The following is a 26,607-nucleotide window of genomic DNA, read 5'->3' as shown; positions in this document are numbered from 1 at the left end:
CCTCTCCCAGCCGCGGCGCTCAGGCGCTGACGTCCTCGTGGGTGTTGACGCCGGGGATGCGGCGCACCGAGCCCCATCCGAAGCGGGCCCAGGCCACGAGCAGCGCGGCGCCGACGAGGGAGCCGGCGGTGTCGCGCACCAGGTCGCCGACCGTGTCGCTGTTGCTCTCCGACAGCTGCGTGCCGAGCCAGGCGTCGGAGTGGAACTCGTAGACCTCCCACAGCGCGCCGATCGCGATGCCGAGGGCGAGGGTGACGGTGAAGATGCCGGCGTAGTGCTTCCGGTGCGTCTCGTCGCGCGGGTCGGGGACGACGTCCAGGCGGGCGAGGGCGATGTAGACCACCGGCGCGGTCAGCAGCGGCAGCGTGAAGTGGACGACGTCGTCGAAGTGCTCGAAGCGGTCGTAGACGCCGAACGCCTCGCCGAAGCCCTGCAGCGCCATGCCGGCGGTCAGGCACAGGTCGTACACGCGCGGCAGCTGGAGGAAGCGGGCGAAGACCGTGATCGCCCCGAGGACCCCCAGGACGACCGCCCCGCCGAGGTCGCCGGCGACGGCGAAGCCGACCGCGCCGCCGAGGAGGACCAGGCGCAGGACGTCGATGCCGTCGCGCACCACGGGGTTCCAGTCGCCGAGCACCAGGGTCCGCGCGTCCACGCCACCATCCTGCTCCTGCGCCCGTGTCCCGGGCTCCGCGCCGGGTAGGAGCGGCGCGACCGCCGCACGACCACTCGAGGAGGAACCGCCGTGCAGATCGGGTACAAGATCGCCACCGAGGCCTTCGGGCCGGCAGAGGTCGTCGAGCAGGCCGTGCTGGCCGAGCGCGCCGGCTTCGACTTCGTCGAGCTGAGCGACCACTACCACCCGTGGCTGGAGGAGCAGGGCCACTCGGGCTTCACGTGGTCGATGCTCGGCGCCATGGCCGCCCGCACCGAGCGGATCGGGCTGGCCACCGGGGTGACCTGCCCCTCGTTCCGCTACCACCCGGCGGTCATCGCGCAGGCCGCGGCGACCGTGGCGATCCTGGCCGAGGGCCGCTTCACCCTCGGCGTCGGCTCGGGCGAGCGCCTCAACGAGCACGTCACCGGGCAGGAGTTCCCGGGCGTCCACCGGCGCCAGGAGCGCTTCCGCGAGTCGCTGGAGATCATCCGGCTGCTGTGGCAGGGCGGCTACCAGAACTACGAGGGCAAGCACCTGAGCATCGAGGACGCCCGCGTCTTCGACCTGCCCGACACCCTGCCGGTCATCGCGGTCGCCGCGGGCGGCAAGCTCGCGGCGCGGATCGCCGCCGAGCTCGGCGACGGGCTGTTCGTCACCGAGCCCCGCCCGGACCTCACGCAGGCCTACGCCGCCGCCGGCGGCAGCGGCCCGAAGTACGCGGAGGTGCCGATGGCGTGGGCGCCGGACGAGGACTCCGCCGTCCAGGCCGTGCTGGAGAAGAGCCCGTGGGCCGTGCTCGGGTGGAAGGTGATGAGCGAGCTGCCCAACCCGGTGAACTTCAAGGCCGCCAGCGCCAGCGTGACCGCCGAGGACGTCAAGGAGCAGTTCTCCGTCGGCCCGGACCTCGACGCGCACGTGCAGCAGGTGCAGAGCTACGTCGACGCGGGCTACGACCACCTGGTGATGCAGAACGCCGGGCCGGACCCGCAGGGCTTCCTGGACGTCTTCACCCGCGAGCTGGGCGACCGGCTGCGCGGCCTGAGCCCGCAGCAGGCCGCCGCCTGACCAGCGGCTGAGCCCGCCCGGGCCCGACCCCGTGCTGCCCCGCCTCCGGTCAGGAGCGGGGCAGCACGCCGCAGAGGGCGTCGGCGGCCGCGCGCAGGCGCGCCCGGTGGTCGCCGGCGTCGTCGCGCGCGGCGGCGTCCACGTCGTCGGCCGCCCGCTCCAGCACGGCCGGCACGGCCGGGTCGGCGCGAGAGCCGGCGTCCAGCGACCGGCCGAGGTCGCTCACGGCCAGCACGGTGGCGGCCGCGACCTCCTCCACGCCGTCCAGTCGCTCCTCGTGGGCTCGCACGGCGTCGGCGCGGCGCCGGCCGCGCAGCGTGCGGGCGCTCACGTCGCGCGCGGTGCCGCGGGCGGTCGCGACCTGGCCGAGGCCGGCGCACGCCCGGTGCGCCAGCCCGACCGCGGCGGCGGCCCGCGCGCCGTCCTGCTCCCGCGCCGCCCGCGCGCCGGCGCGCAGCGCCGCCGCGACGTCGCCCAGCACCGCGTGCGCGGGGGCGGTGAGCAGCCGCACCGGGTCCGGGGTGAACAGGACCTGGCTGCACAGCAGGCCCAGCACCCCGCCGACCGCGGCGTCGCTCAGGCGCGTGACCGGAGTGCCGGCGGCCGGCAGCGCCAGCACGAACAGGGCCGAGGAGCCGGCCTGGATCAGGGCCAGCGGCCGGGTGTCGACGAGGCTGACGGCCAGCAGGGCCAGCACGACCGCGACCAGGGACTGCCCCGCGCCGGGGTCGAGCCCGAGCGCCCGCACGAGCTGGCCGGCCAGGACGCCGACGAAGACCCCGGCCAGCAGGTCCACCGCCTGCCGCGCGCGTCCGCCGGCGCCCGCGGCCAGGCACACCACGGCGGCCGTGCCGGCGAAGACCGGGTCGGGGTGGCCGAGCGGGCCGCCCGCGACCCACCACGAGGCGCCCGTGGCCAGGCCGCACTGCAGCGCGGTCGGCAGGGTCGCGCGCACGCGGTGCGCCACGGGCGCGGGCCGCGCCTGGAGCGCCGTGCGGCGCACCAGCGGGGGAGCGGTCGCCCTCACGCGTCGTCCGCCGGGCCCGGGTGCTCGCGCAGGAACGCGGTGACGACGTCGTCGAAGCGCTCGGTCTCGTCGAGGAGGAGGGCGTGGCCGCTGTCCTCGAAGAAGTCGGTGCGGGCGCCGGGCACGTGCTCGCCGACCCAGGCCGGGCCGCGCCAGTCGAAGACGGCGTCCTGGCGGGCGACGCACACCAGGGTCGGCAGGTCGATCGCGGGCAGCAGGTCGCGCCAGTCGGCCCGGGTGTGGTCGCTCATCACCGCGACCCGCGCGGAGGGAGGGCACTCGGCCATCTCGGCGAGGAACAGCTCCCGCTCGCCGTGACGACGCGGGCGTGCTCGGCCAGGGCGGGCGCTGCGGTCAAGGAACCGGCCGCTGGACGTCCAGCCGTGGAGCACCACCAGCGGCCGACCGGCGCCGGCCTCCTCGTGGTGCAGCTGGATCCCGTCGCTGGTCCGGACCTGGCCCACGGGCCCTCCTCCGCGTGCGTGCGCGTGCGTCGTCGGGACGAGCGGGGTCGGTGTGCGGTGCCACCGGTGGGGCGGCCGGGGACGGCGGTGCGGACCTCGCCGTCCCCGGCCGGGTCGGAGCCGCCGAGCAGCGGGTGCTACGGGGTGGGAACGCCGCCGGTCACGGCGAGGGTCTCCCCGGCCACGTAGCTGGCCTCCTGGCTGGCGAGGAAGACGAAAGCCGGTGCCAGCTCCGCCGGCTGCGCCGGACGGCCCATCGGGCTCTGCGTGCCGAACTCCGGCAGCATCTCCTCCGGCTGCCCGCCGGCGACCTGCAGCGGCGTCCACACCGGGCCGGGGGCGACGGCGTTGACCCGCACGCCCTTGCCGATCACCTGCTGGGCCAGGCCCTTGGTGAACCCGTTGATCGCCCACTTGGTGGAGGCGTAGTCGAGGAGGATCGGCTCCGGCTGGTACGCCTCCTGGGAGGTCACGTTGATGATCGCGCTGCCGGGCGGCATGTGGGCGAGCGCGAACTTCGACAGCCAGAACGTCGCGTAGACGTTCGTCTTGAAGGTCTCGTCGAACTGCTCGGTGGTCAGGTCGGCGATGTCGGGGCAGTTCTGCTGCTTGGCGGCGTTGTTGACGAGGATGTCGATGCCGCCGAGCTGGTCGACCGCCGTCTGGACGAGCTGCCGGCAGTAGGACTCGTCCGTGACGTCGCCGGGGGCGGCGACCGCCTTGCGACCGGCGGCCTCCACGAGCTGGACGACCTCCTGCGCGTCGGCCTCCTCCTCGGGCAGGTACGACAGGACGACGTCCGCGCCCTCGCGGGCGAAGGCGATGGCCACGGCGCGGCCGATGCCGGAGTCGCCACCGGTGATCACCGCCCTGCGGCCGCTCAGGCGGCCGGTGCCGCGGTAGGTCTCCTCCCCGGCGTCGGGCTTGATGCTCATCTGCTGCTCGAGCCCGGGCCCGTCCTGCTGCTCGGCCATCCGGTCGCTGGGGCCGGGGTACTGCTTGGTCGGGTCCTGCATCGTGTACTGGTCGGCCACGGGGGTCTCCTCGGGGTCAGGGGGTCGGGTCGGAACGGATCGGAACGGGTCGGTCAGGTCGGTCAGGTGCTAGTCGTGGTGGTCGCGGCGGCCTCCTCGAGGCCCTCGCCGAGGGTGGCGATGACGCGGGGGGCGTAGCCGGCGGCGACGAGGGGCTCGACGACGTCGCGGGTCAGGTCGGGCAGGTAGCCGAACAGGACGTCGGCGGGGCCGGTGATCTCCACCTCGCCGAGGACCGCGGGCAGGAGGAGGGTCTCGGCGCGCCCGAGCTCCTCGGTGCAGGCGCCGGCGCGCACCTGCACGGGCGCGCCCGTGTTGGAGAGGACCTGGGCGGTGGCGAAGGAGCGCCGCAGCGGCTCCGCCGTCCCCGCGCGCCAGCGCTCGAGGGCGAAGTACGGGCTCGCGGTGAGGACCACGCGCTCCACGCCGTCGCCGATCCGGACCGCCAGGCCGGGGACGAAGTCCGGCTTCGGGTCGAGCTTCGCCTCCTGCACGAACGCGTCGATGTTCGCGGCGAACTCCTCGTCGGGAACGGGGGAACCGTCCTCCATCTGCCAGCGCATGGCGTGCTGCTGGATGTTCGAGGTCTGCTCGATCTCGTAGACCAGGGTGTCCGGGCCGAAGCTGTGCGGGGTGCCGCCGGGCACGTAGATCGTCTCCCCGGCCCGCACCGGTAGGCGGCGCAGGACGGCGTCGAAGTCCTGCGCCTGCAGCGCGGCGCGCAGCTGCTCGGTCGTGACGCCGGCTCTCACCCCGCACAGGGCGGTGGCGCCGGGCGCGGCCTCCAGGACGTGCCAGGCCTCGGTCTTGCCGTTGCGCTGCCCCTCCAGCCGCTGCGCGGTGGCGTCGTCGGCGTGCACGTGCACCGGCAGGGTGCCGGAGGCGTCGATGAACTTGGTGAGGACGGGGAAGGAGTCGCCCGACCACCCCGGGCCCATCAGCTCCTCCGGGTGCCGGTGCACCAGGTCGCGCAGGGACGTGCCGGCCAGGGAGCCGTTCGTCACGTCGCCGTTGTCGCCGTCGACGTCGGTGCACTCCCACGTCTCCCCGATCCCCCAGTCGGGGATGCCCCGCTTGCCGAGGCGGCGGGCGATCACGTGGTCGCCGAAGACGAGGGGCTTGGCCGGGGTGGTCAGGCGCAGCGGGTACCAGTTCACGTCGCTCTCCTGCAGCGGCCGGGTCAGAGGATCGGCTGGCCGCCGGTGACCGCGGTGCGGGCCCCGCAGACGCAGCTGCCCTCGTCGGAGGCGAGCAGGACGTGCACGTGGTCCGGCGTCGGGTCCATCCGCGCAGTCGTGCCAGGAGGGATCCGGGACCGCGGGGGCTGGGACACGATGTCCTCCGGAGGGGTCGTCGTCGAGGATGCGCGGAGCCCGCAGGCGATGCGGTGGGCCCGCGGTCGGCCGGGGAGACTGTCGAGGAGGCGGTCGGGGATGGAGCTGGCCTGCTGCTGGACCAGGACCGACGCCTGCACGGGCGAGGCTGGCGCACCCGGTCGAGCGCCCAGGTACCCCGCACGAGGGGAGCCACACCGATGAGTTCGGATGATCTCGACGGAACCTCGGGCCGTGCGGCGGACCGTGCACCGGACCGCGCCGGCGGAGGACCGGAGCGCAGCGAGGGGCGGGACCGGGTGGTGCGCGCCCTGGCCCGGCTCGGGACCGCCTCGCGGGCCGAGCTGCCGTCCTGGGCGTCGACGTGGGCCAGCGCCACGTGCGCGTCGCGGCCGTCGACCTGGGGCACACCGTGCTGGCCGAGCAGGAGCAGGTGCTCCCGCAGGAGACCGCGCCGGCCGAGGTCGTGCGCGGTGCGGCGGAGCTGGTGGCTCGGGTCCTCGCCGACGCGCGGCTGGAGCCCGGGCAGCCGCCCGGCGGCGCCCTGGGGCCGGCAGCGCTGCGCCAGGTGCTCGGCCTGCCCGAGCAGGTGGCGCTGCACGTCGACGACGACGCCGACCTCGGCGCCCTCGGCGAGTGGACCTGGGGCGCGGCCCGCGACCGCGCCGACGTCGTCTACCTCGAGGTCGCCGCCGGCGTCGGGGCCGGGCTGGTCCTCGGCGGGCGACTGCACCGCGGCGCCGGGGGCACCGCCGGCGAGGTCGGCCACCTCGTCGTCGACCCCGCGGGCCCGCCCTGCGGCTGCGGGAGCCGCGGCTGCCTCGAAGCCCTCGTCGGCGCTCCCGCGCTGGTGGCGGCCGCCGCGGCCGCCGGCGCTGCCCGGCCCACCGCGGCGGACGTCGTCACCGCCGCCCGGGGCGGCGACCCGCGGTGCCGCGACGTGCTGGCCGCCGCCAGCACGGCTCTCGGCGCGGCCGTCGGCGGCCTGTGCAACGTGCTCGACCCCGAGCTGGTGATCCTCGGCGGCGAGCTCGCCGCGGCCGAGGAGCTCGTGCTGGGTCCTCTGCGCGCGGCCCTCGAGCGCGGCGCCGTCCGGGCCGCCGCCGACGACGCGGACGTGGTCCTGGGGACGCTCGGGCCACGGGCCACCGTGCTCGGTGCGGTCACCCTGGCCCTGCACAACGTCCTCGCGGTGGAGCGCCGCGTGCCCTGACCCGCGCCGTCCGCGCCGGCAGCGCGGGTCGGGGAGCGGGTCGGGCAGCGCGGGTCAGGGAGCGCGCACCAGGCCCACCCCGCGGTCGGCCACGTCGACGTCCGGGGCGAACGGGGCGTACGACGCGCTGCCGACCAGCTGCGCCAGCACGGTCGCGGCGGTCGCGGGCAGCGGCGAGGCGAGCACCTGCTCCCACCACAGAGCGGCGACGCCGGCCACGTGCGGGGTGGCCATGCTCGTGCCGCTCAGGCTGACCAGCCCGCCGCCCAGGGCGGCCGACAGCACGTCGACGCCGGGTGCGCTGACCTGCGGGAAGGTGTTGGAGAAGGGCGCCACGACGAGCCCCTCGGGAGAGCGCGCCAGGGCCCCGACCGAGACCACGCCCTCGGCCGCGGCCGGCAGCGCGGCGGCGATCTCGTAGGAGGGGTCGACGTCCCGCTGGCTCTCGTTGCCGGCCGCCGCGACGACGATCGCGCCGGTGCCGAAGGCGCTGCGGGCGCGCACGACCGCCATGAGCGCGTCGAACATGCGCAGGTTCCCGCGGTAGGCCTCCAGGGCCGCGGACGTCGCGAGGTCGGTGGGCCAGCCGTCGGCCACCAGCTGCGCGACCAGGCCGGGGAAGTCGAAGCCGATGGACATCGAGACCACCTGCGCGCCCTCGGAGACGGCCCACTGGATGCCGCGGAAGACCATGTCGGACTCGCCGCTGCCATCGTCGCCGAGGATCTTGCCGATCAGGGCGCGCTGCACGCCGGGGGCCACCCCGATGCGCGTGCCCTCGACGTCGCGCCCGAACACGGTGCCGGCCACGTGGGTGCCGTGCCCCTCGCGGTCGCCGGTGCCGGCGCCGGAGAAGTCCTCCTCGACCAGCTCCACGCCCGCGAAGGCCGGGTGCGAGGCCTCGACGCCCGTGTCCAGGACGGCGACCAGCACGCCCGCGCCGGTGCGGGCGGAGGTGTCGGCGCCGACCTCCTGCACCCCCCACGTGGCGCCGCCGGCCTCCTGCGGGGCCTCGCCGGCGCGGGGGCGCACGAGCGTCGTCGGCATCACGGGGGCCACGGCGCGCACCTGCGGGTCGCGGGCGACGTCGGCCAGCTCCGCCTTGCCGAGCTCGGCGACGTCGACCAGGGCGAGGTCGACGCCCTCGGCGGCGAGGGCGCGCGGGGCTGCGAGGTCGAACGGGCTGGCGGTCCGCGGGCGGCCCGCCTCCCGCAGGATGGTGTAGGTCCTGGCCACGGGCCGGGTCTACACCCCCCGCACCTGCTCGTCAACGCTGCGTGGTGGAAGGGGCGAGCGGGAGCGGAGGGCGGCGGCTCGGGGCGCCGACGCGGGCGAAGGCGCCGCGCCAGCGCGGGCCGAGCGATCGCGGGGGATCTCGCTCGCCACCCGATCCTCACCCGGGCCCCGGCGGCGGGCCGTCACCGGGCCACGTGCACCCGCAGCGCGGGTGGGCCGACCAGGGGCGCACCAGCACCGCGCCCTCGGGCAGGGACGCCTCGAGGGTGGCGTCGAGAGCGGCCGGGTCCGCGACGCCGTCCACCTGGGCGAGCGCCTGCACCGTCGCCAGCGCCGCGGTCAGGGCCGCCAGGGAGGACTCCTCCGGGCGGGCGGGCCCGCCGGGGGCCGCGGTGGCCAGCTGGGCGACCAGCCGCGGCCACTGCGGGTCGCGGTCGGTGCGGTGCAGCTCCACGCAGCGCGCGCACGCGGAGGCGCCGGGCCGCACCAGCGGGCCGACGCTCGTGGTGTCCTCGCGCCAGAGCACCGGCAGGTGCGGCACGCCCTCGCGCACCAGGGCCTCGGTGCGGCGGGCGTCCAGGGCGCCGCCCGCGACCAGCACCACCACGTCGGGGCGCAGGGACCCCGCGCCGGGCTCGGGCGCGGTGCGCACGCCCGGGGCGCACGCCGCGACCAGCGCCGCCGCCCGCTGCCCGCGAGGGCGGCCGACGTCGTCGTCCTCGAAGCCGCCCCCGCCGACGTCGGCGGCGGTGACGGCGCTGTCGTCCTCGACCAGGACGGTGCCGACGCCGGCCAGCGCCAGGCCCCGCGCCACGCCGAGGCCGGTGCGGCTGGCGCCCGCGACCACGGCGGTGGCCCGGCGCCGGCGGGCCAGCACGTGCCAGCCGTCGCCGTCGGGATGGGCCAGGCAGAGCACTCGGGCGTCCGGCGCGCTGCGGCGGCGCAGCGGCGCGGGCAGCTCCAGCAGGCGGTGGCGGGGGGTGCGGCGCGGCACCAGCGCCCCGGCGCGGCCCAGCACGTGCAGCAGGTGGCGCGCCCGGGCGACGGGCAGGCCCTCCTGCGCGGCCAGTGCCTCCAGGCCCCGCGCGTCGAGGGAGCCGTCGAGCGCGGCCAGCAGGCGCTCCTCCGCGGGGTCGAGGCCGTCGAGGACGACGCCCCGCCGGCCCGTGCCCAGCTGCAGGCGCCCTGGCCCGCGCCAGGCGGTCAGCAGGCCCGGTCGCAGCTCCAGCAGCACCCGGCCAGCCTGGCAGCCGGGGCCTGTCGGCCGCCGGCACCGTCCACAGCCCCGCGCGCCGGCCCCGGGGGCGGGGACGACGACGGCGGGCGACCCCGGGGGATCGCCCGCCGTCGCGCAGCGGAGGCGGCGTCAGGCCTTGCCGAGGATCCGGTTCAGGTTCGTGCCGCACACCGGGCACTTGCCCTTGGCCATGCGGCGGCCGTTGGTCTCGACGACGTCGCCCTCGGCCTCGCGCTTCTCCTTGCACTTGACGCAGTAGAACTCGCCCTTGTACGTCTCGGCCACGGCGGCCTCCTCTGGTCGGGGTGTGACCCTCAGGGCGCGCGGCGGTCGCGGCAGGCGCCTCCTGGGGCGTGGACCGCGCCACCCTAGCCGAGCCGGGCGTCGTCGCCCGGCGTCCACCGGTGGCCGGTGCGGGCGGAGGAGAGGAGGACCCTCCGGGTGCCGGGCTCGACCCGCCTTCCCCTGCGGGGGAACGTCGGCACCCGGAGGACCTCGGGTTCAACGCTAGGCACCCGCGGCGGCCGCGTCAACGGGGGAGCCGCCCCGGGGCCGGGCCGTGACCCGGACGGCGGCGCCCCCGCCGCACTCCTCCACGCAGCGTCACAAGGCTCTGACGTGCAGTGATGCCGCTGCGCCGGGGCACCGGAGCGGGCGTTCCGGCCGCTACCGTGCGCGTCATGGCGGCGCGGACGGCGCGGACGGCGCGGACGGCGCACGCGGACCCGGGGGGTGCGCCCGGCCCTGGTGCGGGGGCGCGCGTGGATGTGCGGCGCAGCCAGCGCCGCACCCGCACGGTCACCGCCTACCGCGACGGCGGCACCCTCGTCGTGTGCATCCCGGCGAGCTTCACCGGGGCCGAGGAGCGGGCGTGGGTCGACCGCATGGTCACCCGCCTCGCCGCGCAGGACCAGCGGCGCCGGCCCAGCGACGAGGCCCTGGGGCGGCGGGCCGACGAGCTGTCCGCGCGCTACCTGGGCGGGCGGGCGCGCCCGACGGCGGTGCGCTGGGTGGCCAACCAGACCGCGCGGTGGGGCTCCACGACCAGCGGGGAGGGCACCATCCGGCTCTCCGACCGGCTCCAGGGCCTGCCGCCGTGGGTCGTGGACTACGTCCTCGTGCACGAGCTGGCCCACCTGATCGAGCCCGGACACGGGGACCGGTTCTGGGAGCTCGTCAGCGCCTACCCGCGGGCCGAGCGCGCCCGCGGCTACCTGGAGGGCTTCGCCGCGGCGCGCGACCTGCCCCTGGCCGACGTGGACGACGAGGTGCACGAGGACGCCGGCCCCCGTCCCCAGGACGACCCGCCGCGCGCGCGGTGACGCCGACCGCTCTCGCCCCGCCCTCGCCCCGCCCTCGCCCGGACAACGGCCGAGCCTGCTGCTGGTGATCCCCTCCTCGTGATCTTGCACTTCCGGGCCGCAGGCCGGTCCGGAAGTGCAAGATCACCACGGAGGGGGCTCTCCCGGGGAAGGGGCGTCAGGAGCCGGCGGCCCGCTCCGGGCTGGGCGGCTCCGGGCTGGGCGGCTCCGGGCTGGGCAGCTCCGGGCTGGGCGGCTCCGGGCCCAGCAGCGCCGCCGCGCGGCGCAGGCGGGGCGGCAGGTCCGGCACGACGCCCGGCGGCAGGTCGGCCAGGGGCCACCAGGCCGCCTCCTCGCTCTCGTCGCTGACGGCGGGGCGCACCGCGCGCGGCGCCGTCGCCAGGAACGCGACGTCGAGGTGCTCCCGGCAGCGCCCGAAGGCGCCGGGCAGGACGTGCCGGTCCAGGTCGGCCGGTGCCCCGCGCAGGCGCAACCGCAGCCCGCCGGGCGCGGGCAGGCCCGTCTCCTCCGCGGCCTCGCGCAGCGCGGCCGCCGCGAGCCCGGGGTCGTCGGCCTCGACGTGGCCGCCGGGCTGCACCCAGAACCGGCCCTTGCGGTGCAGCACGAGCAGCGCGTGCTCGCCGTCCTCGTCGAGCACGAGGCACGACGCCGTCAGGTGCGCCGGGGGCCCGCCGCGGTCGAGGGCGTCGGGGTGGGCGGCCAGGTGGTCCAGGTACGCCCGGCGCAGGCGCTCCTGCGCGGCGTCCGGCGCGCGCCAGGCCGCGAGCAGCGCTCCGGCGTCGGCGTGCGCGGCGGAGCCCGGCGCCGCCCCCGCGGGCTCCGCCGGCCCCGCGGCGCCGGTCACCGCTGCTCGCCGGGGCCGCCGTCCTCCTCGAGCAGCCGCTCCAGGGCGGCGTCGACGTCGGCGGAGGACGCCTCGGCGTCGGTGCGGCGGCGGGCGAAGCCCTCCGGGTCGTCCAGGTCCGCCGCGGTGGGCAGCAGGTCCGGGTGCGCCCACACGGCGTCCCGGCCGGCCGCGCCGCGCCCCTGCTCGAGCACCGCCCACAGCCGGGCCGCGTCGCGCAGCCGCCGGGGTCGCAGCTCCAGGCCGACGAGGCTGGCGAGCACGTGCTCGGCCGGGCCGCCCGCGGCGCGGCGGCGGCGCACCGCCTCGCGCAGCGCGCCCGCCTGCGGCAGCTGCCGGCGCACCGCGGCGTCGACCAGCTCGTCCACCCAGCCCTCGACGAGGGCGAGCGCCGTCTCCAGCCGGTCCAGCGCCGCCTGCTGGGCCGGGGTGCGCTGCAGGTCGAACAGCCCCGACGACAGGGCCGACTGCAGCGCCTGCGGGTCGGTGGGGTCCACCGAGCGCACGGCCTCCTCGATGCGGCCGGTGTCGATCGTGATGCCGCGCGCGTACGCCTCGACGGCGCCGAGCAGGTGGGCGCGCAGCCACGGCACGTGAGCGAACAGGCGCGCGTGGGCGGCCTCGCGCGCGGCGAGGAAGAGGCGCACCTCGGCGAGCGGCACCTCCAGGCCCTCCGCGAAGGCGGCGGTGCTGGCGGGCACGAGCGCGAGGACCGAGCCGTCGGTCAGGGGCAGCCCGACGTCGGTGGCCGAGACCACCTCGCGCGCGAGCCCGCCGACCGCCTGGCCGAGCTGCATGCCGAAGACCGCGCCGCCGACCGAGCGCATCACCGCGCCGGCGCCGGCGATGAACGCCCGCATCTCCTCCGGCGCCTGGTCGGCCATGGCGGCGGCCACAGCGTCCGCCACGGCCACCGCCACGGGCTCGGCCAGGCGGCGCCAGGTGGGCAGCGTCGCCTCCACCCACTCCGAGCGGGACCACGCCTCGTCGCCCGCCGCCCCGGAGGGCAGGTCGGTGACGGCGTCGAGCCACAGGTCGGCCAGGCGCAGCGCCTCCGTCACCTCGCGCCGGGCGGCCTCCCCGGGGCTCGGGTCGCCGCCGGCGACGGCGGTCTGGCGGGCCAGGTCGCGCGCGAGGTCCCAGTTGACCGGGCCCTCGCCGGAGCTCGACAGCAGCCGCTGCACCGAGGCCAGCACCTGCTGCAGCGCCGCCGGGTCGGAGGACAGCTGCTGGAAGAGCTGCGCGGGGTCGATCCCCCCGGGCCCGCCCAGCGCGCCCAGGTCGCCCAGCCCACCCAGCCCACCCAGGCCGCCCAGCGCGCCGAACCCGGCTGCGCCGCCCGCGCCGCCCGGCCCTCCACCGGACCCGGACAGGTCGCTGCCGAAGCCCGCGGGGAAGCCGCGCGGCACGCCGCCCGGCACGCCACCGGTGAGCTGGGAGAACAGCTGCGCCAGCGGGTCCTGCGGGACCGCGGGACCCCGCCCGCCGCCCGGGCCGCCGGCGCCCTCCTCGGGGCTCCCGCCGCCGGGCCGGCCGGCGGGCTCGCCGCCCTCCTCGCCGCTCGCGCCGTCGGCGCGCTCGCCGCCCGGGTCGTCGGCGGGCCGGCCGGTGGGCTCGTCCGCGGGCTCGCTCGCGGGCTCGTCAGCAGGGTCGCGCGGGTCGGGGTGCTCGGACACCGGGACCTCCTCGGGTCTCGACGGTCTCGACGGGCGGGGGGCACCGCTCGTGCGGGGCGCTGCGCGGGACGGGTGAGAATGGGCACCCACGACCGGTGACGCGACAGCCGCACCTCGCTCCACCGTACCCAGCAGCGCCCAGCCCAGGAGGTCCCGTGGTCGGTCGCCGGCCCGGCGACGACGCCCCGCCCGCCGGACCGGCCGCGCCGGGGGCGCGCGACGCGGCGGACGCGGCGGTCGTCGCCGTCACGGGCACCGGCCCGGGGGCCGAGGCGGTCGTGCGGGCCCTCGCGGCCGCCGAGGACGTCGGGCGCGTCGTGGCGGTGCGACCCCAGGACGCCGGCCCCGGTGGCGGCCCCGACGGCAGCCCCGGTGACCAGCCCGGCGCCGGCCCCGGCGTGACCGCGGCGTCCGGGGACGTGCGCCGGGTCGCCGCCGACCTGACGTCCCCGGCGGTGGTCGAGGCGCTGCGCGGCGCCGACGTCGTGGTGCACGTCGCCGCGGACACCGACCTGGCCGCCGTCCTCGGGCTCGGCCACGCCGAGCGGCGGCGCCGCGTGGTGGCGACCGCGCAGGCCGTGGTCACGGCGGCCGCCGCCGCGGGCGCGCGCCGGCTGGTCGCGGTCACGAGCGCGATGGTCCACGGCGCCTCCCCGGACGCGCCCATCCCGCTGCCCGAGGACGCGCCCCTGCTGGCGGCGCCGGACGACGGCACGGTCGGGGACCTGCTGGCCGTCGAGGAGGTCCTCGAGCGCGCCCGGGGCGCGCACCCGGGCCTGCGGGTCGCGGTGCTGCGCCCGGCGGCGCTCGCCGGGCCCGGCGTGGACACCGTCATCACGCGCCACTTCGAGGCGCCGCGGCTGCTGACGCTGCGCGACAGCCCCTCGGTGTGGCAGTTCTGCCACGTGCAGGACCTGGCGAGCGCCGTCGTCACCGCCGTCCGCGCGGACCTGTCGGGGCCGCTGACGGTGGGCAGCACCGGCGTGATGACGCAGGCGGTGCTCGAGCGCTCCTCCGGCATGCGGCGCGTGGAACTGCCGAGCCGCCTGGCGCTGGCCACGGCCGAGAGGCTGCAGCGCGCGGGCGTGCTGCCCATGCCCGCGGGCGACCTCGCCTACGTCGTGCACCCGTGGGTGGTCTCCTCCCGGCGGCTGCTGGAGGCGGGGTGGCGCCCCGAGCACGACAACGAGGACTGCCTGCGCGAGGTCCTCGAGTCCGCCCGGGCCCGCCGAGCCGCGGCCGCCGGCGGCCACGGCGCCCGCGACGCCGCGCTCGGCGCCGCCGGGGCCGCGGTGGCGCTGGTCGGCACGGCGGCCCTGGTGCGCCAGACCCGCGCGCGGCGGGCGCGCCCGTGAGCGCGCCGCCGCCGGCGGGCACCGCTGCGCCGCAGGCCCCCGGCGCGGGCGAGGAGGCGCGCGAGCGCTCCGGGCGGCTCGCGGACGCCGTCCAGCCGCGCACCCTCGCCGCCGTGGTGTGCGGCGGCCTGCTCGTCGTCCTGCTCTCGGCGCTGTCCTTCCTGCCGGTGCCCTACGCCGTCGAGAGCCCGGGGCCGGTGCACGACACCCTCGGGGCGATCGACGGCGTGCCGCTGATCGAGGTCTCCGGCGCGCCGACCTACCCGACGCAGGGGTCGCTGGCGCTGACGACCGTGCGCGTGGCCGGCGGCCCGGGACGGCGCGTGGACCTGGCGCAGGTGGTGCGCGGCTGGCTCGACCCGGCCCGCGCGGTGCTGCCGGAGCAGGTGGTCTTCCCGGCGGGCACCACCGAGGAGGGCGTGGAGCAGCGCAACGCCGAGGAGATGACGACCTCCCAGGAGAACGCGACCGCCGCCGCGCTCGCCGCCCTCGGCACCCCGGTGCCGACGACCCTGGAGGTCGCGGGCTTCTCCGAGGGCGCCCCGGCGGCCGCGCAGCTGCGGCGCGGGGACGTCCTCACGGCCGTCGACGGGCGCCCCGTGGCCGACCTGGGGGCGCTGCGCGACGCCCTGCAGGCGGGCCCGGCCGGGCGCACCGCGGCGGTCGGGGTGGTGCGCGACGGCCAGCCGCTGCAGGTGCCGGTGACCACCCTGGCCGGGGCGGACGGCGCGGTGCTGCTCGGCGTCCTCGTCGACCCGGCGTTCGACTTCCCCGTCGACGTGACGATCCAGGCCGACCGGATCGGCGGGCCGAGCGCGGGCATGGTCTTCGCGCTGGGGATCGTCGACCTGCTCACGCCGGGGGCCATGACCGGCGGGGCCGCGATCGCGGGCACGGGCACGATCGACTCCACCGGCGCGGTCGGCCGCATCGGCGGGATCCAGCAGAAGATGGTCGGCGCCGAGCGCGCGGGCGCCGCCGCCTTCCTCGCCCCGCGCGCCAACTGCCCGGACGTCGTCGGCAGCGCGCCCGAGGGCCTGCAGGTCGTGGCCGTCAGCACGCTGGAGGAGGCCCGCGCGGCGGTCGAGGCGATCGGTCGCGGTGAGGGGCAGGACCTGCCCGGCTGCACGGCGGACGCCGCCGCTGTCTCGTGAGTCACAGGCGGGCCTGCGAGGGCCCCCGGAGTTTGACGGTCTCTTGACTCTTGGCGGATGCTGCCAGCACGCCCACGCCGACGGTCCCCGCCGCGTGCGACGATCCCGGGGCCAGCGCCCTTCCGCTCGAACCGCAGGTGAGATCCGGTGACGTTCCAGCCCCCGCCCCGCCCCAGCCGGCCGGCGTCGGCCCCCGCCCGCGGGGGGCGGCGGATCCTGCTGCCGACCCTGCTCGTGGTCGGCGCGATCGTCATCGGGGTCAGCCTGCTCTCGCAGGTCGGCACCGAGGTCCTCTGGTACCGCCAGCTGGGCTTCGACGAGGTCTACACCACGCGCCTGCTCACGCAGGCGCTGCTCTTCCTCGGCGCGGGCCTGCTCATGGCCGGCGGCGTGGCCGCGAGCCTGTCGATCGCCTACCGGACCCGGCCCGTCTACGCCCCCGTCACCCAGGCCGCGCAGAACCTCGACCGCTACCGCGAGAGCCTGGAGCCGCTGCGGCGCGTCGTGCTCGTCGTCCTGCCCGCCGTCCTGGGCCTGTTCGCCGGCTCCGCGGCCGCGAGCGCCTGGCAGACGGTCCTGCTGTGGCTCAACGCCACGCCCTTCGGCACCGCCGACCCGGAGTTCGGCCTGGACGTCGGCTTCTTCGTCTTCACGCTGCCGTTCCTGCGCTTCCTGCTCGGCCTGCTCACGGCCGTCGTGCTGCTCTCGGGCCTGGCCGGCGCGGCGACGCACTACCTGTACGGCGGCCTGCGCCTGCAGGGCCCCGGCCCGCGCACGACGAGGGCGGCGCGGGTGCACCTGTCCGTGCTCGGCGGCGCGCTCGTGCTGCTGCAGGCGGGCTCGTACTGGCTGGACCGGTACTCGACGCTGACCAACAGCGGCACGCGCTTCGACGGCGCGACGTACACGGACGTCCACGTCGTCATCCCCGCCCGCGCCGTGCTGGCCATCATCGCGCTGCTGTGCGCGGTGCTGTTCTTCCTCACCGCGGCCACGGGCAACTGGCGCTTCCCGGTCGGCGGCATCGCGCTGCTCGTCGTCTCCGCGATCGTCGGGGCGGGCGTGCTGCCGGCGCTGGTGCAGCGCTTCCAGGTGCGCCCGAGCGAGCCCACGTTCGAGGCGCCGTACATCGAGCGCAACATCGAGGCGACGCGCGCGGCGTTCGACGTGGGGGACGTGCAGACCACCCCCTACACCCCGGAGGCCACGGCCGAGGCCGGGGCGCTGGCCGAGGACGCGCAGACCGCCGCGAGCATCCGCCTGCTCGACCCGGCGATCGTCAGCCCGACCTTCCGCCAGCTGCAGCAGATCCGGCAGTACTACGGCTTCCCGGACGCCCTGGACGTCGACCGCTACGACCTCGGCGGCGAGACCCAGGACACGGTGATCGCGGTGCGCGAGCTGGACCTGGCCGGGCTGTCGGACCAGAACAGCTGGAACAACCGGCACGCGATCTACACCCACGGGTACGGCGTCGTCGCCGCCTACGGCAACCAGCGCAGCCCCAACGGCGAGCCTGCCTTCTTCCAGCAGGGGATCCCGTCGACCGGGGAGCTGGGCGAGTACGAGCCGCGGATCTACTTCGGCGAGCGCTCCCCGGAGTTCTCGATCGTCGGGGCGCCGTCCGAGGCCGCGCCGCGCGAGCTGGACTACCCGGACGACGAGGCGCCGAGCGGCCAGCGCAACTACACCTACCAGGGCGAGGGCGGGCCGTCGGTGGGCAACCTGCTCACCCAGCTGATGTACGCGGTGAAGTTCCGCGACCAGAACATCCTGCTCTCCGACGCCGTGAACCCGCAGTCGCAGATCCTCTACGACCGCAGCCCGCGCGAGCGCGTGGAGAAGGTCGCGCCGTTCCTGACCCTGGACGGCGACCCGTACCCGGCCGTCGTCGACGGGCGCGTGCTGTGGATCGTCGACGGCTACACGACCTCCAGCGCCTACCCGTACTCCCAGGACCAGGTGCTCGGCAACGTCACCGCCGACACCGTGACGCAGAACGCCAGCTCCGTGGCGGCGCTGCAGCAGCGCGAGGTCAACTACATCCGCAACTCGGTCAAGGCGACGGTGGACGCCTACAGCGGAGAGGTCACCCTCTACGCCTGGGACGAGCAGGACCCGGTGCTCGCCTCGTGGCGCAAGGTCTTCCCCGACGCCTTCGCGCCGGTCGAGGAGGTCGACGACGCGCTCATGGCGCACCTGCGCTACCCCGAGGACCTGTTCAAGGTGCAGCGGGCGGTGCTGTCCTCCTACCACGTCACCGAGCCGGGGGCGTTCTACTCCCGCTCCGACTTCTGGCAGGTCCCGGACGACCCGACGGCCGGCAACGAGGTCGCCCAGCCGCCGTACTACCTGACCCTGCAGATGCCCGAGCAGGAGGCGCCGTCGTTCTCCCTGAGCTCGACGTTCATCCCCGAGGCGACCCAGGGCAACGAGCGCAACGTGCTCACCGGGTTCCTCGCCGTCGACGCCGACGCCGGCTCCACGGGCGGGGACCCGCGGGACGGCTACGGCCAGCTGCGCCTGCTCACGCTGCCCCGCAACACCACGGTCAGCGGCCCTGGCCAGGTGCAGAACGAGTTCAACGCCAACCCGACCGTCTCCCAGGAGCTGAACCTGCTGCGCCAGGGCGCGGCCGAGGTCGCCAACGGCAACCTGCTCACCCTGCCCGTCGGCGGCGGCCTGCTGTACGTGCAGCCGGTGTACGTCGAGAGCTCCGGCGACACGCAGGTGCCGCTGCTGCAGCGGGTGCTGGTCAGCTTCGGCGGGCAGATCGGCTTCGCCGAGACCCTCGACGAGGCCCTCGACCAGGTCTTCGGCGGCGACTCCGGAGCGGAGGCCGGTGACGCCGGTGCGAGCGGCCAGGACGGCGCCGCGCCGGCGCCGGAGCCCGCCGCGCCCCCGGCCGAGGAGGCGGCGCCGAGCCCGGACGCCACCACCCCGGCGCCCTCGCCGACCACGCCGGCCCCGGCCGGCAGCGACCTGGCCACCGCGCTGCAGGAGGCCGACCAGGCCCTGCGCGACGGGCAGGACGCGCTCTCGCGCGGCGACTTCGCCGCCTACGGCGAGGCGCAGGACCGCCTGCAGGCCGCGCTGCAGCGGGCGCTGGAGGCGGAGGCCGCGGCCGCGCAGGGCTGAGCGGGCGGCACCAGCGAGCGGGACGAGCGGGCGGGGGCCGGGCTGATTTGCCCGGACCACGCCCGCTGGCGTATTCTCAGTATCACCGACGCGGGGTGGAGCAGCTCGGTAGCTCGCTGGGCTCATAACCCAGAGGCCGCAGGTTCAAATCCTGCCCCCGCTACTGATCGAGGAAGGCCCGGACCACCAGGTCCGGGCCTTCCTCGTCCCTGTGCCCGGGCGCCCTCCGGGCACCACCGGGTCGTGGCGTCCTCCTCGGGACCTTGGTCCCCCTCCGAGGGGCCCTCCGGCCCGTCCTGCCCGCCGGGTGGGCCCGGGAGGCTGCTGGCATGACGCCGCACCGCCTCCGCCGGCGCCGGGCCCTCGCGCACCAGTGCCCGGCGTGCCGGCGCCCGTGGGCGCTGCGCGCCGACGTCGACGCCGCGGGGCCGGTCATCGCCTGCGTCCACTGCGGGCTCGTGCGCTGGCGGCCCGCGACGGCCCTGGAGGGCGGGGGCGTCGGCGTGCCCGCGCAGGCCCGGCGGGGCTGACCGACCCTCAGGCGGGCAGGGGCACCTGCCAGACGATGCGGGTGCCCGCGCCGGGCGGGCTCTCGGCGCGCCAGGCGCCGCCGAGCTGCTGCGCCCGGGCCTCCATGTTGGCCAGCCCGCTCGTGCGCGTGCGCCGCGAGAGCCCCACGCCGTCGTCGGAGACCTCCAGGCGCAGCAGCCCGCGGCCGGCGGAGACCTCCACGGTCACGCGGTGCGCCCGCGCGTGGCGCGCCGCGTTGGACAGCGCCTCGGTGAGCACGGCCAGCAGGTGCGCGCTGACCGCGTCGGGCACGACGGTGTCCAGGGGGCCGTCCATGCGCACCTGCGGGTCGAAGCCGAGGGAGGGCGCCACCGCCGAGGCCGCCCGCAGCACGCGCACGCGCAGGCCCGCCGGGTCCGTCGGCTGCTGCAGGGAGAAGATCGCCGTGCGCAGGTCGCGGATCGCCTCGTCCAGGTCCCCGACCAGCGCCTCGCCGCGGGCCTGCGCCTCCGGCGGCAGGTGCCGGCGCAGGCCCTGCAGCGACAGCCCGGCCGCGAACAGCCGCTGGATGACGACGTCGTGCAGGTCCCGGGCGATGCGGTCGCGGTCCTCGTAGACGGCGAGCAGCGTGCGGTCCGACTGCGCCCGCGAGAGCTCCAGCGCCAGGGCGGCGTGGCGCGCGAACGCGGAGGCGAGCCCGAGGTCGACCTCCCCGAACCGCGCGCCGCCCGGCACACGGGCGACGACGAGCACGCCGAGCACCTGCTCGCCGGCCGCGAGCGGGACCGCCAGGCCCGGACCGAGCTCGGGGGTGCCCGGCGGGGTGCGCAGCTGCGGGTCGGAGCGCATGTCCGCGATGATCTGCGGCTGGCCCTGCCCGAGCACCGCCCGGCTGAGCGCGGCGTGCCGCGGCCCGCGCTTCCCGCGCAGCCGGGCCGCCTGCCCGCTCTCGTCCAGGCCCACGCCGGAGACCGCGGCGAGCACGAAGTCCTCCTCGCCGTCGGGCAGGAGCACCGCGACGACGTCGGCGCCGGCCAGCTGCCGGGCGCGGTCGGTGATCAGCTGGAGGCCGTCGTCGCGGCCCACGCCGGCCAGCAGCTGCCGCATGATCTCCAGCGACGCCTCGAGCCAGTCCTGGCGGTGGCGCGCCTGCGTGACGAGCCGGGCGTTGGTGATCGCCGCGCCGGCTGCGGCCGCGAGCGCCGAGACCAGCTCCTGGTCGTCGGCCGTGAAGGGCAGGCCGCCCTCCTTCTCGGTCAGGTAGATGTTGCCGAAGGCCTCCCCGCGCACCCGGATCGGCACGCCGAGGAACGTGGGCATCACCAGGTGCCCCGGCGGGGAGCCGTGCGCCTCGGGGTGCTCCCCGACCTCCCGCAGCCGCACGGCCCGCGGGTCCGCGGCCAGCGCCCCGAGCACGCCCAGGCCCTGCCGCGAGCGCCCCGTGCGCCCCTCCTGCTCGGGGCTGGTCCCGTGGGTGACGACCTCGCCCAGGGTGCCGTCGGGGGCGATCACCCCCAGCGCGCCGTAGCGGGCGCCGGACAGGTCGCACGCGGCGCGGGTGATCTGCTCGAGCATCGTCGAGAGGCTGCGGTCCTGCGTGACCGCCACGACGGCGTCGAGCAGCCCTCGCACGCGGCGTGCGGCGTCGTCCCGGCTCCTCGCTGCTCCCACGGCCCGTCCCTCCCGCTCGGTGGAGTACCCGCTGCGCCGGCGGCGCACGCCCGCCGGCTGCGGGTGACCGCCCCGCGCCGCACCCGGTAGAAAGCATCCATGGACGCGGGGGAGGACGACCTGGTGGGTGGTGCGCAGGCGGCGCCGGCGGCGGAGGTGGGCGCGGGGGAGGTGGGCGCGGAGGCCGGGCAGGGCGTGGCGACGCAGCCGCTGCAGGGGCGCACCGTGCGGGTCTTCCTCCTCGACGACCACGAGGTGGTGCGCCGCGGGCTGCGCGAGCTGCTCGAGGCGGAGCCGGACCTGGAGGTCGTCGGGGAGGCCGGCACGGCCGCGGACGCGGTGCACCGGATCCCCGCCATGCGCCCGGACGTCGCGATCCTCGACGCGCGGCTGCCCGACGGCAGCGGCATCGACGTGTGCCGGCAGGTGCTCTCGGCCGGGTCCGGGACGGCGGCGCTGGTGCTCACCAGCTACGACGACGACGAGGCGCTGTTCGCGGCGATCCTCGCGGGGGCGTCGGGCTACGTGCTCAAGCAGGTGCGCGGCACCGACCTCGTCGACGCCGTGCGGCGGGTCGCGCAGGGGCAGTCCCTGCTCGACCCGACCGTGACCGAGCGGGTGCTCGAGCGCCTGCGCGAGGGGTCCTCGGAGCCGGAGGAGCTGCGGGAGCTCACGGAGCAGGAGCGCAGGATCCTCGCCTGCATCGCCGAGGGCATGACCAACCGGCAGATCGGCGAGCGCCTGTTCCTCGCGGAGAAGACCGTGAAGAACTACGTCTCCAGCGTGCTGGCCAAGCTCGGCGTGGAGCGGCGCACGCAGGCCGCGGTGCTGGCGAGCAGGCTGCTGGCCCGCTGAGCACGTGGCGTCGGGCCGTGAGCCAGGACGCCGGGCGGTCCGGCGCCGCTGCGCCGACCTGGGCACCGACCACGGCGCCATCACCCGCAGCGCCGACGACGACGTCCACGTCGGCCGCGACGAGGCCGAGGTCGCCGACCGCATCGCGGCCCACCGAGCTGTTCGAGCCGGAGGTGATCCCGGCGCTGCGCGGCCGAGCCGGTGCGCGGGCCCGTACGCCCTCACGGGCCAGACGCCCTCCTGAGCGCCGGCGCCGTGTCCGTGCTGGTGGGGCTGGCCGCCTCGGTGGTCGCTGTCCTCCGTGGTCGCCCTCGTCGCCGTCGCCGACGGCGCGCTCCCGACGACGATCATGGCGAACCGCCTGGCGTTCGTGCACGCCCTCAGCCGCCTGTGCGGCTCCGACCGCCAGGACGCCGTCCGCGCCGGAGCCGGCGGGCTCGACGCGGCCCGGGTGGGCCGCGCGCTGGCCCCCCGGGGCCAGCGCGCGCGGGCAGGGGAGGGACCGGTCGCTGCGGACGGCGGCGATGGCACGACGACGTTGGAGGACCCCGGTGGTGTTCACCCACATCCACGAGCTGCAGTTCGAGGCCAAGCCCGACAAGCCGGATCCGGCGTTCGCCCGCCGGATGCAGGAGATCCTCGGCGGGCAGTGGGGCGAGATGACGGTCGCCACCCAGTACCTGCTGCAGGGCTGGAACTGCCGCCTGCCCGGCAAGTACAAGGACATGCTCCTCGCGATCGGCACCGAGGAGCTCGCGCACGTCGAGATGATCGTCACGATGATCGACCGGCTGCTCGACGCCCCGACCAACGAGACGGACTCCCTCTCCGCGGAGCAGGCCCACCAGAACCCGCAGCACCTCATCGTCAACGGCGGCGGCGCGTCCTACATGGACGCCATGGGCAACCCGTGGACCGGCGCGTACGTGACGGCCAGCGGCAACCTCATGGCCGACTTCCACTACAACGCCGCCGCCGAGATGCAGGGGCGCCTGCAGGTGGCCCGCATCTACAACATGACCGACGACCACGGCGTGAGGGACATGCTGCGGTTCCTCATCACGCGCGACCACATGCACCAGATGCAGTGGCTGCGAGCGTCCGAGGAGCTCGTCGCCGACGGCCTGGAGGGCCTGCCGGTGCCGGAGGCGTTCCCCCTGGACCAGGAGTACGACGAGTACGCGCGCGTGTTCATCGACGCCTCCAACGGCCCGGCCGCGACCGAGGGCTCCTGGGCGCACGGCCCGGCCCCGGACGGGCGCGGGAACTTCACCAGCGCGCGGATCAGCGCCCAGGGCGAGGCCCCGGTGCTGCCCCCGGGCGACCCGCGCCTGTACGGCACGCCGCCGGCGACGCCGAGCAGCACCGCCCACGCGCTGCTGGACAAGGCCAAGGACATGCTCAAGTAGCACCCCTCGAGCAGCTCACGCGGCTGCGGCCCCGCTCGCCCTGGCGACCGGGAGCCGCAGCCGCAGCTGCCAGTAGGCCGACCCTGGAGTGGTCGGCGGGGTGGTCGGCGGGGCGGTCGCTGGTGTCGTGCGCGAGCGCACGCGCACGTCCCCGCCCATCCCGGTGGTCAGGTGGCGCACCAGCCACAGCCCCAGGCCCGCGGTGCCCGCCGGTGGTGCCGGTGCGTGCAGGCACGCCCGGACGGCGGTCGGGCACCGACCCTCCTGGTCGAGCACGACCAGCACCGCACCGCCGCGCACCCGCGCGGTCAGCCCCACGGGCCCCTCGCCCTCCCGGTGCTCCGCGGCGTTGCGGAGCACGTTGGACAGCACCGCCCGGGTCGGGGCAGCGCGCACGGGCGCGCGTGCGGCGGCGGCGGAGACGCGCGTGCTCAGCCACGGCGGCGCGGGCCCCTCGCCCGGGACGGCGCCGGCCAGGACCTCGACGAGGGGCGCCGTGCCGGCGTCCCCGGGCCGGTCCAGGGCCGCCAGCAGCTCGAGCGCCGACGCCAGCTGCTGCCTCGCCGCCAGGGCCTCCTGCACCAGCCGGCGCGCCGCCCGGCCCCCGGGCTCACCGACATCACCCGGCTCGGCCGGCTGGTCCGGCAGGTGCGCGAGGGCGGCGGTCAGCAGGTGCGCCTGGGCCCCCAGCAGCCCCACCATCTCGTGGCGGGCGACGCGGGCCAGCAGGTGCGCACCCGCGGCGGCGGGGTCGTCGGGGGGCACGGGCACACCGACGCCCTTCCCCGTCGCGCGCGACCTACGCTGGTGCCGGCGGGCGCAGCGGGGGACGGAGGTCGCCATCCACGAGGGGCAGGAGGTCACGGTCGTCCTCGTCGACGACCACGAGCTGTTCGCCCGCGGGCTCGAGGCGGTGCTGCCGGAGCTCAGCGGCGGGCGGCTGAAGGTGGTGGGGACCACCGCCGACGCGAGCGCCGCCGCCCAGCTGGTGCGCCGCGAGCAGCCGCACCTGGCCCTGGTGGACCTGCTGATGCCCGAGCCCGGCGGCCTGCGCGCGATCGCCGCCGTCCGGCGCGCCGCCCCCGCCACGCGCGTCGTGGCGCTGTCGGGCAGCGACGACGAGGACCTCGCGGCCGCCGCCCTCGAGCGCGGTGCGCACGCCTACGTGCCCAAGTCCCTGCCCCCGGACGCCCTGGCGGCGCCGCTGCTCGCCGTGGCGGCAGGGTGGTCCCTCGTCCCGGACCCCCTGCTGGGCCGCCTGCAGGGGGACCGCGGCGCCCACGACCTGGTGCGGCGCCTGAGCGCCGAGGACCGCCGCCTGTGGCGCCTGGTCGCCGAGGGCCGCACGACGGTGGAGGTGGCGGCCGAGCTGCACGTCTCCGAGCGCACGGTCAAGCGGATGGTCTCGGCGCTGCTGCGCACCCTGCGCGTGAGCACGCGCGCGGAGGCCGCGACCCTCGCCGGCCAGGCGGACCTGCTCAGCCGCGACTGAGCCCCGGCGGCAGGTCGCCGAGCCCCGGCGGCAGGTCGGCCGCCTCGACGACGGCGTCGAAGCCCTCCGCGACCAGCAGCTCGGCGCTGAGCAGCCCGCGGCGGTGCGCGCAGCGAGCGAGCACCTGCGCGGGCACCCGCCGCTCCGGCGGGCGGGCGGCGTCCCGGCGCGCCAGCGCCGCCGGGTCCAGGTGCGGCATCAGGACGGCGACGGCGCGCAGGCCCGCCGCGTGCGCGGCGCGCACGTGCGCCACGCGGTCGCGGCGGCGCAGGTGCGTGGCGTCGGCCAGGTAGGGCAGCCCCGCGGCCAGCGAGGCGGCGACCGCGGCCTCGCAGCGGCGCACGGCCGTCGCCGAGTACTCCTGCAGCGGGCGCGGCTCGCGGCCCGCGGCGACGTCGCGCTCGCGCGCCACCGCCCGCTCCTCGTCCAGGCTGACCGTGCGGGCGGGCGCGGCGCCGGCCGCCTGCAGGCGCCCGCGCAGGGTGGTCTTGCCGGACGCCGGCGCCCCGACCAGCACGACGACGTCGCGCTGCGTCGGCAGCGCCGGTGCGGCAGCGGGGGCGCCCGCCGGGGGCGCTCCCGCCGCGGTGGTGCCGCTCAGGCGGCCGAGCGGCGCAGCGGGACGACTTCGTCGCCCTCGTCCTGCTCCGCGGGGTGCTCGACCAGCGCGATGACGCGGTTGGCCATGAACCGGGCCGTGCGCACCGGGGTGCCGTTGCGCGTGACCTCCAGCACCTCGACCAGGCCGCGGCCGTGGCTCACCTCCAGCCGGCGGCCCGCCCGGCTGGCCTCGATCTCGTACGTGCGGGTGGCGCCGCCAGCATCGACGACGACCTCGACCCGGTCACCTCTCACAGTGCCTCCTCGGTGGTGTCACCGGCTACAACGCCGCAGGTCAGACCGGCATTCCACCTCCGGACAGCCCTCCCGGGCGGTGCTGCGGGCTGTGCTGCGGGCGGTGCGGGGGGCGGTGCGGCGGGCGGTGCTGCGGGCGGGCTCAGGCGCGCGGCTCGGCGCGCGCCGCGAGGGCCTCCAGGACCTCCTCGTGCAGCAGCCCGTTGGTGGCCAGCGCGCTGCCCCCGAAGGGGCCGTCCTGCCCGTCGAGGGAGCTGAAGCGCCCGCCCGCCTCCGTCACCAGCGGGGCCAGGGCGGCCATGTCGTGCACGGCGAGCTCCGGCTCGCAGGCGATGTCGACCGACCCCTCGGCGACGAGGGCGTAGGACCAGAAGTCGCCGTAGCCGCGGGTGCGCCACACCCGGCGCGTGAGGTCGAGGAACCCGCCGATGCGCCCGGCGTCCTCCCACTCCCACAGCTCCGAGTGCGACAGGGAGGCGTCCTCGACGCGGCTGATCCCGGAGACCCGCAGGCGCGTCGCCGAGGACAGGCGCGGCCCGCTCCACGCCCCCGTCCCCAGCGCCGCCCACCACCGCCGGTTCAGCGCCGGGGCGGAGACCACGCCGAGCACCGGCACGCCGTCGTCGAGCAGGGCCAGCAGCGTCGCCCACACCGGCACGCCGCGCACGAAGTTCTTCGTCCCGTCGATGGGGTCGACCACCCACTGGCGGCGGCCGGCGCCGAGGCTGCCGCCGAACTCCTCCCCGAGGACGGCGTCGCGCGGGCGGGTGCGGCCCAGCTGGGCCCGCACGAGCTTCTCGGCGGTCACGTCGGCGTCCGTGACCGGCGTCAGGTCCGGCTTGGCCTCGACGACCAGGTCGCGGGCGCGGAAGCGGGTGGTGGTCAGCCCGTCGACGGCGTCGGCGACCACGTGCGCGAGTCTCAGGTCGTCCTCGAAGCCGGGCACCAGGGCACCGTACCGGGCAGCGCACCGCCGTCGTCCGGGCCGGACGGCGGCCCTGCGACCGGGCGGGGGAGCGGCTGCGCTGCGCAGCGAGCCGCTGCTCAGGGTGCTCGTC

Annotated in this window: 25 protein-coding genes and 1 tRNA gene; 11 read left to right on the top strand and 15 right to left on the bottom strand. The window is 77.3% G+C overall.

Annotated features, from left to right (window positions below):
- Positions 1–19: 19 nt before the first annotated feature.
- Complete coding sequence (locus tag BLS82_RS02145) at positions 20–655, bottom strand: DUF2238 domain-containing protein (protein WP_092861167.1); 636 nt, start codon at positions 653–655, stop codon at positions 20–22.
- Positions 656–745: 90 nt separating this feature from the next.
- On the opposite strand from BLS82_RS02145, the gene BLS82_RS02140 reads away from it, so the two are divergent.
- Positions 746–1,723, top strand: a complete 978-nt coding sequence (locus BLS82_RS02140) for a TIGR03557 family F420-dependent LLM class oxidoreductase (protein WP_092861165.1) — start codon at positions 746–748, stop codon at positions 1,721–1,723.
- 49 nt (positions 1,724–1,772) lie between these two features.
- Here BLS82_RS02140 and BLS82_RS02135 read toward each other — a convergent pair whose 3' ends face one another.
- The 4 genes from BLS82_RS02135 to BLS82_RS02120 all read right to left on the bottom strand — a co-directional run bounded on the left by BLS82_RS02135 (position 1,773) and on the right by BLS82_RS02120 (position 5,405).
- Entirely contained in the window at positions 1,773–2,750 is a 978-nt protein-coding gene (locus tag BLS82_RS02135; RefSeq protein WP_092861163.1) for an FUSC family protein, read from the bottom strand.
- The gene (locus tag BLS82_RS02130; RefSeq protein ID WP_092861161.1) at positions 2,747–3,214 is read right to left on the bottom strand and encodes an alpha/beta fold hydrolase; all 468 of its coding nucleotides are present in this window, start codon (positions 3,212–3,214) and stop codon (positions 2,747–2,749) included. Before BLS82_RS02130 ends, BLS82_RS02135 begins: the two co-directional genes overlap by 4 nt.
- Before the next feature lie 137 nt (positions 3,215–3,351).
- A complete protein-coding gene (locus BLS82_RS02125; protein ID WP_255378054.1) occupies positions 3,352–4,248 on the bottom strand; it encodes an SDR family oxidoreductase in 897 nt (298 codons plus the stop codon).
- Between the two features lie 62 nt (positions 4,249–4,310).
- Complete coding sequence (locus tag BLS82_RS02120) at positions 4,311–5,405, bottom strand: class I mannose-6-phosphate isomerase (protein ID WP_092861159.1); 1,095 nt, start codon at positions 5,403–5,405, stop codon at positions 4,311–4,313.
- 541 nt (positions 5,406–5,946) lie between these two features.
- On the opposite strand from BLS82_RS02120, the gene BLS82_RS02110 reads away from it, so the two are divergent.
- Positions 5,947–6,795 carry an ROK family protein gene (locus BLS82_RS02110; RefSeq protein ID WP_176818882.1) on the top strand — a complete coding sequence of 283 codons (849 nt, stop codon included), beginning with the start codon at positions 5,947–5,949 and terminating at the stop codon, positions 6,793–6,795.
- 54 nt (positions 6,796–6,849) lie between these two features.
- Here BLS82_RS02110 and BLS82_RS02105 read toward each other — a convergent pair whose 3' ends face one another.
- The 3 genes from BLS82_RS02105 to BLS82_RS02095 all read right to left on the bottom strand — a co-directional run bounded on the left by BLS82_RS02105 (position 6,850) and on the right by BLS82_RS02095 (position 9,553).
- Complete coding sequence (locus BLS82_RS02105) at positions 6,850–8,031, bottom strand: S8 family peptidase (protein ID WP_218123452.1); 1,182 nt, start codon at positions 8,029–8,031, stop codon at positions 6,850–6,852.
- Positions 8,032–8,188: 157 nt separating this feature from the next.
- The gene (locus BLS82_RS16565; protein WP_092861153.1) at positions 8,189–9,265 is read right to left on the bottom strand and encodes a hypothetical protein; all 1,077 of its coding nucleotides are present in this window, start codon (positions 9,263–9,265) and stop codon (positions 8,189–8,191) included.
- Between the two features lie 132 nt (positions 9,266–9,397).
- Positions 9,398–9,553 (bottom strand): DUF5679 domain-containing protein, encoded by a 156-nt coding sequence (locus tag BLS82_RS02095; RefSeq protein WP_092861151.1) that lies wholly within the window; start codon positions 9,551–9,553, stop codon positions 9,398–9,400.
- Between the two features lie 395 nt (positions 9,554–9,948).
- Between BLS82_RS02095 and BLS82_RS02090 the strand changes: the two genes are divergently transcribed.
- Positions 9,949–10,590, top strand: a complete 642-nt coding sequence (locus tag BLS82_RS02090) for a M48 metallopeptidase family protein (RefSeq protein WP_255378053.1) — start codon at positions 9,949–9,951, stop codon at positions 10,588–10,590.
- Between the two features lie 157 nt (positions 10,591–10,747).
- On the opposite strand, the gene BLS82_RS02080 is transcribed toward BLS82_RS02090, so the two are convergent.
- Together BLS82_RS02080 and BLS82_RS02075 are read right to left on the bottom strand one after the other, a co-directional pair.
- Positions 10,748–11,434, bottom strand: coding sequence for an NUDIX domain-containing protein (locus tag BLS82_RS02080; RefSeq protein ID WP_218123451.1), 687 nt, complete (start codon positions 11,432–11,434; stop codon positions 10,748–10,750).
- Complete coding sequence (locus BLS82_RS02075; protein WP_369811035.1) at positions 11,431–12,732, bottom strand: zinc-dependent metalloprotease; 1,302 nt, start codon at positions 12,730–12,732, stop codon at positions 11,431–11,433. The genes BLS82_RS02080 and BLS82_RS02075 overlap by 4 nt, the downstream gene beginning before the upstream one ends.
- Positions 12,733–13,265: 533 nt before the next feature.
- Between BLS82_RS02075 and BLS82_RS02070 the strand changes: the two genes are divergently transcribed.
- From BLS82_RS02070 to BLS82_RS02050, 5 genes are all read left to right on the top strand, one after another.
- Complete coding sequence (locus BLS82_RS02070) at positions 13,266–14,465, top strand: NAD-dependent epimerase/dehydratase family protein (protein WP_092861145.1); 1,200 nt, start codon at positions 13,266–13,268, stop codon at positions 14,463–14,465.
- Positions 14,462–15,619, top strand: coding sequence for a YlbL family protein (locus tag BLS82_RS02065; RefSeq protein WP_092861143.1), 1,158 nt, complete (start codon positions 14,462–14,464; stop codon positions 15,617–15,619). Before BLS82_RS02070 ends, BLS82_RS02065 begins: the two co-directional genes overlap by 4 nt.
- 147 nt (positions 15,620–15,766) lie before the next feature.
- On the top strand, positions 15,767–18,757 hold the full coding sequence (locus BLS82_RS02060; RefSeq protein WP_092861141.1) for a UPF0182 family membrane protein: 2,991 nt from the start codon (positions 15,767–15,769) through the stop codon (positions 18,755–18,757).
- An 89-nt stretch (positions 18,758–18,846) separates the two neighbouring features.
- A tRNA-Met gene (locus tag BLS82_RS02055) sits at positions 18,847–18,920 on the top strand.
- A 166-nt stretch (positions 18,921–19,086) separates the two neighbouring features.
- Positions 19,087–19,287, top strand: a complete 201-nt coding sequence (locus BLS82_RS02050; protein ID WP_092861139.1) for a hypothetical protein — start codon at positions 19,087–19,089, stop codon at positions 19,285–19,287.
- Between the two features lie 7 nt (positions 19,288–19,294).
- On the opposite strand, the gene BLS82_RS02045 is transcribed toward BLS82_RS02050, so the two are convergent.
- Positions 19,295–20,938, bottom strand: a complete 1,644-nt coding sequence (locus BLS82_RS02045; protein WP_143028710.1) for a sensor histidine kinase — start codon at positions 20,936–20,938, stop codon at positions 19,295–19,297.
- 99 nt (positions 20,939–21,037) lie between these two features.
- On the opposite strand from BLS82_RS02045, the gene BLS82_RS02040 reads away from it, so the two are divergent.
- Together BLS82_RS02040 and BLS82_RS02030 are read left to right on the top strand one after the other, a co-directional pair.
- Positions 21,038–21,793 carry a response regulator gene (locus BLS82_RS02040; protein ID WP_092861135.1) on the top strand — a complete coding sequence of 252 codons (756 nt, stop codon included), beginning with the start codon at positions 21,038–21,040 and terminating at the stop codon, positions 21,791–21,793.
- A 554-nt stretch (positions 21,794–22,347) separates the two neighbouring features.
- Complete coding sequence (locus tag BLS82_RS02030; RefSeq protein WP_092862577.1) at positions 22,348–23,202, top strand: manganese catalase; 855 nt, start codon at positions 22,348–22,350, stop codon at positions 23,200–23,202.
- 15 nt (positions 23,203–23,217) lie between these two features.
- On the opposite strand, the gene BLS82_RS16225 is transcribed toward BLS82_RS02030, so the two are convergent.
- The gene (locus BLS82_RS16225; RefSeq protein ID WP_176818845.1) at positions 23,218–23,973 is read right to left on the bottom strand and encodes an ATP-binding protein; all 756 of its coding nucleotides are present in this window, start codon (positions 23,971–23,973) and stop codon (positions 23,218–23,220) included.
- Between the two features lie 70 nt (positions 23,974–24,043).
- Between BLS82_RS16225 and BLS82_RS02020 the strand changes: the two genes are divergently transcribed.
- A complete protein-coding gene (locus BLS82_RS02020) occupies positions 24,044–24,694 on the top strand; it encodes a response regulator transcription factor (RefSeq protein WP_092862575.1) in 651 nt (216 codons plus the stop codon).
- Here the strand turns inward: BLS82_RS02020 and BLS82_RS02015 are convergent.
- From BLS82_RS02015 to hisN, 3 genes are all read right to left on the bottom strand, one after another.
- Positions 24,681–25,211, bottom strand: coding sequence for an AAA family ATPase (locus tag BLS82_RS02015; RefSeq protein ID WP_176818880.1), 531 nt, complete (start codon positions 25,209–25,211; stop codon positions 24,681–24,683). The genes BLS82_RS02020 and BLS82_RS02015 overlap by 14 nt on opposite strands.
- Positions 25,212–25,291: 80 nt before the next feature.
- A complete protein-coding gene (locus BLS82_RS02010; RefSeq protein WP_092861128.1) occupies positions 25,292–25,549 on the bottom strand; it encodes a hypothetical protein in 258 nt (85 codons plus the stop codon).
- A 142-nt stretch (positions 25,550–25,691) separates the two neighbouring features.
- Complete coding sequence (gene hisN, locus BLS82_RS02005; protein ID WP_092861126.1) at positions 25,692–26,495, bottom strand: histidinol-phosphatase; 804 nt, start codon at positions 26,493–26,495, stop codon at positions 25,692–25,694.
- Between the last annotated feature and the right edge of the window lie 112 nt (positions 26,496–26,607).

Source organism: Quadrisphaera sp. DSM 44207, assembly GCF_900101335.1.
Taxonomy (GTDB): domain Bacteria; phylum Actinomycetota; class Actinomycetes; order Actinomycetales; family Quadrisphaeraceae; genus DSM-44207.
The sequence above is the reverse complement of the archived record's forward strand: the minus strand, read 5'-3'. Positions and strand labels throughout refer to the sequence as shown.

Bases quoted from the DNA above. Each gene is read 5' to 3' on its own strand.
- BLS82_RS02090 (WP_255378053.1), top strand. From the start codon at position 9,949: ATGGCGGCGCGGACGGCGCGGACGGCGCGGACGGCGCACGCGGACCCG.
- BLS82_RS02050 (WP_092861139.1), top strand. From the start codon at position 19,087: ATGACGCCGCACCGCCTCCGCCGGCGCCGGGCCCTCGCGCACCAGTGC.
- BLS82_RS02040 (WP_092861135.1), top strand. From the start codon at position 21,038: ATGGACGCGGGGGAGGACGACCTGGTGGGTGGTGCGCAGGCGGCGCCG.